This is a genomic window from Acetobacter sicerae (assembly GCF_011516765.1).
Classification (GTDB): domain Bacteria; phylum Pseudomonadota; class Alphaproteobacteria; order Acetobacterales; family Acetobacteraceae; genus Acetobacter; species Acetobacter sicerae.
In genome coordinates this window covers 1-9939 of sequence record NZ_JAAABN010000041.1, presented here as the reverse complement: position 1 = coordinate 9939, position 9939 = coordinate 1, and the positions used below count along the sequence as shown (strand labels likewise).

The following is a 9939-nucleotide window of genomic DNA, read 5'->3' as shown; positions in this document are numbered from 1 at the left end:
CTCTGTCTGCATCGGGTTTTCTTATAGCTTACGAAAATTTCTTTTCTACAAAACAGACTTTTTCATAATCTAACCCGATGTACAACCCTTCTGTGAGATTTCCGCGTCGATCAGCTTACTTCTCTTCCTGCCAGTCCTTTCGATCTGCCCAAGTGCCTGCCTGCCGATTGCCGACTGCGCCTGGAAGGCGGTGGCAATCTTTTCGAAGCAGCCGGGACGTTCAAAGTGCAACGTTATATCCAGCAATTATCAGGATTCTATCTGGATGGTGAAGACGGGCTTGCAACGGAATCTTCGCCTCTAAGGATCAATGCTCCAGGGACGATTGGTGAAAGTGCGCGCATGTACACGGCCCTGGAAAAGCGGATTTCAAGTGCACAGGAGATGGAAAGTATCGGGTTGCGCTATGGGTTCTTCTACGGTCCCGGTACGTGGTACTGGACTGATGGAGCATTCAGTCGCCTTCTGTCACAAGGCGAGGTGCCCCTGATTGGTACAGGACGCAGCATCTTTTCCTTCATCCACGTCGACGATGCTGCGCAGGCGACAGTGGCGGCCCTTACAGCACCCGCCGGACTCTATAACGTTGTCGATAGCCAACCGACAAAGATGTCCGAATGGCTCCCAGCGTATGCAAGGTGGATCGGATCTGATGTTCCTCCCGATTTTGATGAGCAGGAGGCGGCTCGCCTGATGGGTGAGGAAAGCGTCTATTATCAAAATAGCCTGACGGGCGCCTGCAACCCGAAAGCCCTTCAGATGCTAGGCCTCAGTCCACAACGACTTCCGTGGCTCGGCGAATAAATCCAGATATTGCGTATCTCCCTGAGGCAGATACGCGATGTCCGCTCACAGGATAGGCTTTTCTTCCTGTATGTGACCACGAAAATCCGTACCATTGTCGATGACGCGAGGAAGGCTGTGACCCTTTCCCTGACGCCCGGACAAAGGGCCGACATCACTGAAACAAAGCCATTGCTCGATGAAGTCGATCCCCTCATCGAAAAGCTTGAAGAGCGGGGGATCTCACCGGCTATCCCCTCAAGGAAAAACCGTAACTGTCCCCGAAAACCCCGTTTTTCAATTTATAAGAAACGAAGCATCATCGAGCGGTTCTTCGCCAGACTCAGGCAGTTCAGTGGCATTGTAACACGCTATGACAAGCTGAACTCAACCTTCATCGCAGCAGTGCAAATCGTCTCCGCTGTCATCGGAGCTAACTAACGACACGCCCTAAACATCTACAGAGACTGCTATCTTCAGGGGCATCAGCAATAGTTGCCCCTCAGGGTCGACGATAAATTTATTGGCGGCAAAGTCTTAACAGCCTGTAGTCGAAAAACCCTGGTTACCAGTCGAGCGCCGCGTCAATTTTCTTCTCGGTATCCAGACGCAATGTCGAAACAGAAGGCTGAGTCATCGAAATTACCCGCCCTTTCCGCAGTACATATAGTCTCTCCGGGCGAAGACGGATCGCATCCATAACGGAACATGCCTGAAGAATGACCAGGTCAGCAGGTTTACCCACCTCCAGACCATAATCTTCCAGATGCATGATCTGTGCAGGGTGCGAGGTAATTCCCGCAAAACACTCCTTAATCTGCTCCGTGCCTGTCATGTGCGCCCCATGCACCGCCATGGAAGCCACTTCGAGCATGTCGTGACTGCCAAGACCGTACCACGGATCCATCACGCAATCATGGCCAAGCCCCACTGGAATACCCGCAGCCAGCAGTTCAGGAATACGGGTCATGCCTCGACGACGGGGATAGGTATCGAAGCGCCCCTGCAACGTCATATTCACCAGAGGATTGGCGATCGCCGCCACTCCTGATTCCGCCATCAGCGAAATCAGCTTGTCGGCATAGGCATTGTCCATCGAATGCATGGACGTCAGATGTGAGCCCGCCACGCGCCCCTGTAATGAAAACTCGACGCTACACGCGGCCATGGTTTCGATATGACGGGATTCAGGGTCATCATTTTCATCGCAATGCATGTCGACGAGAAGATCGTTATCCGCAGCAAGGCGGAATAGTTCATGAATACTTCTGTCGCCTTCACTGCGAGAGCGTTCGTAATGGGGGATTCCACCGACGACATCGAGCCCCATATCCAGCGCCTGCCTGAGCAGTTTTTCTGCATCAGGTTTGCGGAAAAAACCATCCTGCGGAAACGCTACAAGCTGGATCGTCATCCACGGCTTCATATCTTCACGCAGACGCAGGAGCGCACGCACTCCCTTAAACTCGGGGTCGCCAATATCGACATGGCTCCGGATAGCGAACGTGCCTTTTGTCAGGGATTTCTCACAAAGCCGACGTGCGCGATCGTAAATCCCCTGCTCTGTCAGGGACGATTTGATCGAGCGCCAGTTACGGATGCCTTCGAACAGCGTGCCACTTTGATTGGGAGGCGCCAGTTTCGACGTCAGTGTGTAATCAAGATGAAAATGGCTATCCACGAAAGGAGGTGACACCAGATAGGATTTTGCGTCGATTTCCTGTCCCGCATGCCCTTTCAGCTGAGGTTCCATCACTGCAATCAGACCATCACGCACCCCGATGTCAACATTACGTCCATCTGGCAGAGTGGCGTTGCGAATAATCAGATCAAGCATGGAATTGTTCCTTTTCGGGAAGCGCGTCTACTCCGTGACGCTGGCGCAAAATCAGGATCTGACCGAGACCACCCAGGACAAAGCCCACCAGATAGCCAAGATCAGCTCCATCCAGAAGTTGCGCAACCGGGCCAACATAAATCGGGGTGGATGAGAAAAGTGCGATTGTCAGAACGGTGACCAGCACAAAGAGTGAAGCCGACGATGTCCACCCCTTTCTGGTGAGCATCCGCATTGATCGCGCATGGGCCGGACGGCAATACCAGTCCGCCATGACAATACCGCACCAGGGAGCAATCCAATAGAGCGCTAGTAAAAGATAATTTTCATATAGGGAAACGAAAGATCCTTCCCCCATCACGGCAAGAGTGTAGGCCGTTCCCGCAGTGACGGCCACGCTGAGCATACGATTGACGCGCACCCCCGCTGAAATCAGGGCATAAGACGCCGTGTTGTCATTCGCCGCATTAATGGCAATCGATGAGAACGCAACAGCAGCGAGAGCCACGGGTGCGAAAGGGCCGGACCATTGATTGAGCGCATCAATCACCGCCCCCGGTGACGGATCTTTTATGGCGGCACCGGTCAGAAGACCGAACAGTTCCATGATGAAAGAGGATAGAAATGTTCCAAGAAAAGTCAGCAGGAAAACAGTTCTCGACGATGTGGTCTCCGGCACGTAGCGTGTATAATCGGAGGCATAGGCTGCCCACCCCATGTTGAAACTGCTAACAGCGCCCAATGCAATGGTCACGGAGGCAAAACTGAGTGTCGCGACCGAGGCTGAAGAAGGTGTCACACCCGCATGCGCGACAGCCATGCAGCCCACGATGGCAAATGCCGCTAGCAAGACCCATCCGAGATATTTTTCGATCACCTGAACCAGATCATGTCCACCAAGGCTGGCCAGAAGCTGCGCACTCGCCAGAACACCCAATGCAAGCCAGAATGGTGTGTTCAGTCCGGCCATTTTCAACAACAGCATGAAAGCCAGAGCCGATGGCACATTGTTGACCGCGTCCCACCCCACGCAGTTGATCCAGTTGATCAGCGAGGGCAGACGCTTGCCGGTTGTGCCCAGCGCAAAGCGTGAAGCCTCCATCTGCGGCAGGCCTGTACGTGGGCCCATGACCGCGCATAAGGCGACAGGCAATGAACCTAACAGGTTGCCAATCACCAACACCCAGAAACCGGCCCAGCCAGAAAGACCGAGAAACACGACAAGTGTTCCAATCACCCAGGCGGCAGGAGCCAGATTGGGTGAAAAATGGCTCCAGAAAATCTTGTCAGGCGTGGTGGTCTGAAGATGAGACGGCACCCGCTCCAGAACGGCCGCCGCACCCCCTTGTTCTACGCGCATCCTCGAACATTCCTTGATTATGTTTTTATTTATTAAGTACAAGACATCATGAATTGGCGTCGGGCGCGCGTGGCAGATTCGTCCACCACCTCACGTTCGAGATCCAGCACGACCCCATAAACATCATGAGCCACGTCCACAGAGCAGAAGCCGTCAAGCACGTCGTCCAGCACCTTGGCCGGGCTGCGTTTCAGAGGACTCCCGTAGCCGCCCCCATTGGGACTGAAATAGGTCATCATGTCATCGGACTTGACTATCTCGCCTGAAAACTTTGATGACATATGACGTATTTTTTTATCCTGTGATGACGTGATTGTGCATCGGCCGACAGCACCATCATGCCCCGCAAACAACCCCCAAGGAGCATCTGTATGACGTTCCGATTCATGGGTGATGAATCCATCTGACAGCATTCTTTGCGACTTAACCACACCAATTCCACCACGAAACTCTCCCGCACCCGGAAAAACATCGTCACGCAGCTCATAGCGCTCGCAACGCATGGGAAGGTGCATGGCGAGATCCTCGATCGGATTGTTTCTCGTATTGGCCATGAGATTATCGATTGAGTCCGGACCATCCGATTTAGGACGACCGCCATACGCTCCTTCATTTACCTCAAGAAAGACCCAGTAATTTCCATCATCTTTCAGTCCGGAATAGGCTGCAAACGAAATCGATGCTGATGATCCCGCAATAACTTGTTCCGGCATGACAGGCGCAAGGGCTCGCAGGATCAGATCGATCAGCCTGTTACACTGGGTAAATCGGGCTTCCGCCGAGGCCGGAAAGACCGGATTGTAGATGGAACCAAGCGGAGCAGTGACTGTAATAGGCCGGAACGAACCTTCATTGGATGGAACAGGCACATCCTGACACGCACTATCCAGCAGCAGTTTTCGAAAAGCAGCATAGACCGCCACTTTCGTCGAACCCTCGAAGGGGACATTGTAGGCTGTCGGTGTTTGAGGAGCCGATCCGGTAAGATCCACTTCAAGACTGTCCCCAGTGACACGAACATTCACCACGACCGGAAGTTGCTGACCACGATTGCGGCCGTCATCATCAAGATATCCCTTTGCGGCATACTCACCATCAGGAATAGCGGCAATCTTTTGCCGCATCATGCGCTCTGCATAATCCATGAGTTGTGCAGAAGCAGCCAGCACGGTCTTTTCCGAATATTTCTCAACAAGCTCAAGAAAACGGGTCTTTCCAAGACGAACCGAGGCAATCTGTGCTTCGATATCAGCTACAAGATGCTGGGCCGCGCGAGAGTTATTACGAATAAAGTTCCACAAGGCCTTGTTCGGCTGCCCTTTACGATACAGCTTGTTTCCAGCGAACAGCATTCCTTCAGCAAAGACATCCGGAACATCAATGATCAGCCCTGGTGTCGCTGCACCAATATCGACGTGATGCGCTGTGTTGGCGGCAAATCCGATCAGTCGTCCCTCATGGAAAATCGGCATAACAATCGCCAGATCGGGGCTATGTGAAGAGCCGTGATAAGGATGATTGTGTACAACGATATCCCCATCATACCATTCGCCATCCTCCAGAGTATCCTGAATACCTCTCAAATAAGCCGGAATGGAACCAATATGCATTGGTGTCGATTCCGATTCACAGAGGGTATTGAATTGTGAATCAAAAAGGCCCGCGCCAAGATCTTCACTTTCCCTAATGATCGAAGAAAAAGACATGCGATGAAGAACATGCGCCATTTCATTGGCTATTGTCTCAAATGCGCCACGAATCACCTGCAGAAAAATGGGATCCAGAAAACCATTTTTAGGGGCTTTTTCCATGATCTGATCTCCGCTCATATCGCACATCGTTTCAGGCGCGTTCCGCCACGTGATAGCATCTCTGCGGCATATTCAGGAGGAACAAGCGTTGTCGCATCCTGCTGAATCAACAAGGCGGGTCCGCGCACCTGTTCGCCACGACATAACCGTGTCCGGTCATAACGCGGTGTTTCCAAACTTTGGCCGTTATCGAAAACAGTCTGTTTGGAGTAGAGAAAAGCCCGTGCAATTCCCTGCTCATCAGGAAGTGGCAATTCTCTTGCTTCCTCCTGCTGTGGTGGAATTTTCCCCGTAGCCCGGAGTGACACAACCTCAACAGGCGCATCAGGATAGGAATAGCCGTAGTCCTGATGATGAATCGCATGAAAATCTTTCAGAAGATTACCTGCACTATTCGATGAGATTAAGTCATTTTCCAACGGAACACGTAACTCAAACCCCTGCCCCGCATAACGACATTCCGCAAAGAAGGTGATATCGTAAGTCGCGTTTTCCTCACCCAAGGAAGAAAGATCACTCAGCAGATTGCTCTTCAAACGCTTTGCAGCACCGTCAAGACGCTCGACAGCATCAGCAGACTGGGCAGGAAGCATAACCAATACCGGCTCGACATGCTCATACTGCACACCGGTCCTGAGCAATCCGACAGCCGCTGTAATTCCGGGCGCTACAGGCACGATCACTTCCGGTGCGCCAACAGCTTCCGCCAACGCAACACCGTGCAATGGGCCTGCACCACCGAATGGCATGACGGCGAATTCGCGTGGATCAAGACCGCGAGCAACGGTCGTGGAGCGGATTGCCAGCGCCATATTGTTATCAATGACGCGAATGATGCCCAGTGCTGCTTCCTGAGCAGAAATACCTAGTGGTTGCGCAATTTTTTCAAGAATTGCTTTTTCCGCAAGATCACGGCGAAGCGCGAGACGACCATTCAGCGCCTTGTCCGGATCCAGTCGACCAAGAACGATATGAGCATCCGTAACTGTAGGTTCTACCCCTCCCCGTCCGTAACAGGCGGGACCAGGCATCGACCCTGCTGAATTGGGGCCAACATGAAAAGCGCCGAATTCATCGACTCTTGCGATAGAACCGCCGCCAGCACCGATCGTCACAAGATCGATCATCGGGGCCATGACAGGATACCCGCCGACCTCCGTGTCTCGAGGGTTCTTGACCTTCACTTCACCATTGACGATGGCGGCAATATCAGCCGACGTGCCGCCGATGTCGACAGTGATGATATTGGAAATATCAGCAGCAGCGCCCTCCCAGAGGCCGCCCATCACCCCGCCAGCCGGACCTGACATGAGAATGTTCACCGGCCGCTCGCAGCAGGCCTCAACCGATGCCACACCGCCATTCGACTGCATGATGCGGAGTCGGGCCTTGATATTGGCTGCTTCGAGCCCTTTCTGAAGACGTCGAAGATAAAACGACGTGGGGGGGCCGACATAGCTGTTCATCGCAGCCGTCGAAAAACGCTCATATTCTCTCATTGTATTCGAAATTTCTGACGAAATTGATACGAATATGCCTGGCATTTCCTCGAGCACGATCTCGCGGGCACGCACTTCATGCGCGTCATTGAGAAAGGAAAAAAGGAACCCAATCACTACAGCCCTGATCCCACGCTTGCGGAACAGAGCGCAGGCTTGCCGCACGGCAGCCTCATCTAGAGGGGTTTCAATTTCTCCTGTAGGAGGCGAAATTCTTTCCATTATAGGAATACGGTTACGTCGCCGCACGAGAGGCCGCGACTGCCACGGCACATCAAAATGTAGCGAAAAGTTATGTGGTCGCTTGTGACGGCCAATGTGAAGGATGTCGCGGAATCCGTCTGTTGTCAGCATCCCGCATTCGGCGCCGTTATGTTCAATCGTGATGTTGGTTGCTGTCGTCGTGCCATGGAGGAGTGTATCCACCTCCTCCACCCTGATGCCGGCCTGCTCGCACAAAGTCAGAATTCCCTCGATCACGCCAATCGACTGGTCTTCAAGTGTAGTTGGCAGCTTATGGTAGAACACGCCCTGATGACATTCGAGCACCAGATCCGTGTTCGTGCCGCCTACATCGACCCCAATCCGAGCCATTCTGTCTCTTCCTTCGTCTTACGTCACAGCCTCAACCGGCAACAGGACCGATGTATGCTTACGCTGTTCTGACAGGCCTGCTCAGCCAGCGAGAGCCGCAATTTTCTCTACGCATTCATCAACTGTATGAACGTCTGCAAATTTTGCATCGATATCGAAAAGATTCCAGGCGACAGCGCCCGGTACCCGATCACCAATACATTCCTTGACGGCAATAGTACGGAACCCGTCCGCCAGCCCGTCACAAATCGTCGTACGGACACACGCACAGGCCGTCACACCCGTGACAAGGATCGTATCGACACCAGCCGCCCGCAGAATTCCCGCAAGTTCTGTTCCATGAAAAGCTGAAGCCCGTTTTTTCAGAAGAGTGTATTCACCCTCTACTGGCGCAATGCGACTGTCGATTGCCCACAGATCCCGATCTTTCAGATTGACGACATCCACCGGGATCTTGTCATGCCAAAGGCCCATATCGGTAAAAGAGGCATTGCGATCCGTAATCTCATATGCGGTGGTGACATGCACGACCGGCAAATTGCGGGCACGAAACGCACTAAGAAGTTTCTGCATGCCGGGGATTATTTCCCCATCCATCTTTTCCTGATCGCAGGTGAAAGGATTACCCGGGCGCGTCCAGGCATTGGCCAGATCAACGCTGACCAGTGCAGGCCGCGACCCGAACCCTATCCGACGCTGAAAGCCGCGTTCCTGATAAAGGCGCGTGCCTTCGTCAAAAGCCTGTTCAAGCAGACGATCCAGTTCTTTTGCATCAAGGGTCATCAGATCCATCCTTAGTCGTGAGATATCCGTCGCGGTTGCCTCACCATCAAAGCGATGTCATTGCGAGACCAGAACAACATGCACGGAGAAAAAAGTCGGGGGAATTGGTAAATGGACACTCTTTGTTGCATATCATGCATCACGAGTTGCAGTGACGTTAATAGCCGTTTTAGCCTAGCGATATCATAGATAATCTACATTCCTACTGTTCTACTCTACTCAAGGAAGGCGGAAATCGTGGCACGAGCTGAAAGCATCGGCTTACTCGATACATTTATCGTAGTTGCAGAAGAGTTGAGTTTCAGAAGAGCTGCTGCACGTCTACATATCGATCAGTCAGCGCTCACACGGCGCATCCAAAAGCTAGAAACTCAGGTAGGAGTGCAGCTACTTTTGCGCTCCACGCATAACGTTCAGCTTACCGACGCAGGCTTATATTTTCTCGAAGCTAACTGCGGCGTTATAGACCGCTATATGTCCTCCATCGAGCGAACCCGCTCAGTTTCTGAGGGACTCTATGGTCATCTTTTAATTGGTTATATGAATTTCGCAGGGGTCGATCTACTTCCAAACTCCGTAAAAACCTTTCGGGAATTATTTCCCAATGTTTTGATTTCTCTCCTTTATGTTCCTAGTCAGCTTCAGCAGATTCAACTCTCCCGTAACGAAATTGATATTGGCTACACCATAGGACCAACTCAGAATCAGGATATCGACTTCAAGACGTTGCGTCAGGAAGATCTGTTTCTCATTGTGCCCGGAGAGTCCTCACTGGCTAGTGAACCCTTTGTACCAGCCTCTAGAATAAGCACATTGAAATTCATTATGGGAGATGATGATGAGTGGAGCTTTTATCGGTGGAAGATTGAAGGTATTCTGCGGGAACACAATGTATCACTCAACATCATATGGAAAATATCAAATATAACTGCTTTATATGGTATGATCGCTGCGGGATGTGGCGTAACCATTTTACCAAAATGCATGAAGCGTGCCCTTCCCTCATCACTCGTGGCTGTGCCAATAGCGGACTTATCGTCAGGCATTGAGTTGCAGATTGCATGGAGCAAGACTTCTCGCTCCACTTATGTGCGTAAGTTTCTTGCACTTATTGACGCGACATAGCCGGCAGAGGTGGACCCCGTTTTTCGGACAGGGGCGTAAGCTCTCATGACCGTCATTAGGGGAGTGCAGTTGCAAGAAGCCTACACCATGACTGGTGTCTGGTGTGACCAAAAACTGATAGTGGACCTGACGGGTGTGCCGCGAGCC

Annotated in this window: 8 protein-coding genes; 3 read left to right on the top strand and 5 right to left on the bottom strand. The window is 52.2% G+C overall.

Annotated elements, in window-relative coordinates:
• The first annotated feature begins 144 nt into the window (after positions 1–144).
• Positions 145–804 (top strand): NAD-dependent epimerase/dehydratase family protein, encoded by a 660-nt coding sequence (locus tag GVI59_RS18025; protein WP_338422128.1) that lies wholly within the window; start codon positions 145–147, stop codon positions 802–804.
• Between the two features lie 117 nt (positions 805–921).
• The gene (locus GVI59_RS18020) at positions 922–1224 is read left to right on the top strand and encodes a transposase (RefSeq protein WP_173575434.1); all 303 of its coding nucleotides are present in this window, start codon (positions 922–924) and stop codon (positions 1222–1224) included.
• Between the two features lie 124 nt (positions 1225–1348).
• Here GVI59_RS18020 and GVI59_RS18015 read toward each other — a convergent pair whose 3' ends face one another.
• From GVI59_RS18015 to GVI59_RS17995, 5 genes are all read right to left on the bottom strand, one after another.
• The gene (locus GVI59_RS18015) at positions 1349–2620 is read right to left on the bottom strand and encodes a cytosine deaminase (protein WP_173575433.1); all 1272 of its coding nucleotides are present in this window, start codon (positions 2618–2620) and stop codon (positions 1349–1351) included.
• Positions 2613–3980 carry a purine-cytosine permease family protein gene (locus tag GVI59_RS18010; protein WP_173575432.1) on the bottom strand — a complete coding sequence of 456 codons (1368 nt, stop codon included), beginning with the start codon at positions 3978–3980 and terminating at the stop codon, positions 2613–2615. The genes GVI59_RS18015 and GVI59_RS18010 overlap by 8 nt, the downstream gene beginning before the upstream one ends.
• Before the next feature lie 32 nt (positions 3981–4012).
• Positions 4013–5791 carry a hydantoinase B/oxoprolinase family protein gene (locus tag GVI59_RS18005; protein WP_242013209.1) on the bottom strand — a complete coding sequence of 593 codons (1779 nt, stop codon included), beginning with the start codon at positions 5789–5791 and terminating at the stop codon, positions 4013–4015.
• 14 nt (positions 5792–5805) lie between these two features.
• The gene (locus tag GVI59_RS18000; RefSeq protein WP_173575430.1) at positions 5806–7884 is read right to left on the bottom strand and encodes a hydantoinase/oxoprolinase family protein; all 2079 of its coding nucleotides are present in this window, start codon (positions 7882–7884) and stop codon (positions 5806–5808) included.
• A gap of 81 nt (positions 7885–7965) precedes the next feature.
• Positions 7966–8667: an isochorismatase family protein gene (locus GVI59_RS17995; RefSeq protein ID WP_173575429.1), complete on the bottom strand. Its 702-nt coding sequence runs from the start codon at positions 8665–8667 to the stop codon at positions 7966–7968.
• 237 nt (positions 8668–8904) lie between these two features.
• Between GVI59_RS17995 and GVI59_RS17990 the strand changes: the two genes are divergently transcribed.
• Positions 8905–9792, top strand: a complete 888-nt coding sequence (locus tag GVI59_RS17990) for a LysR substrate-binding domain-containing protein (RefSeq protein WP_173575428.1) — start codon at positions 8905–8907, stop codon at positions 9790–9792.
• The last annotated feature ends 147 nt before the right edge of the window (positions 9793–9939 follow it).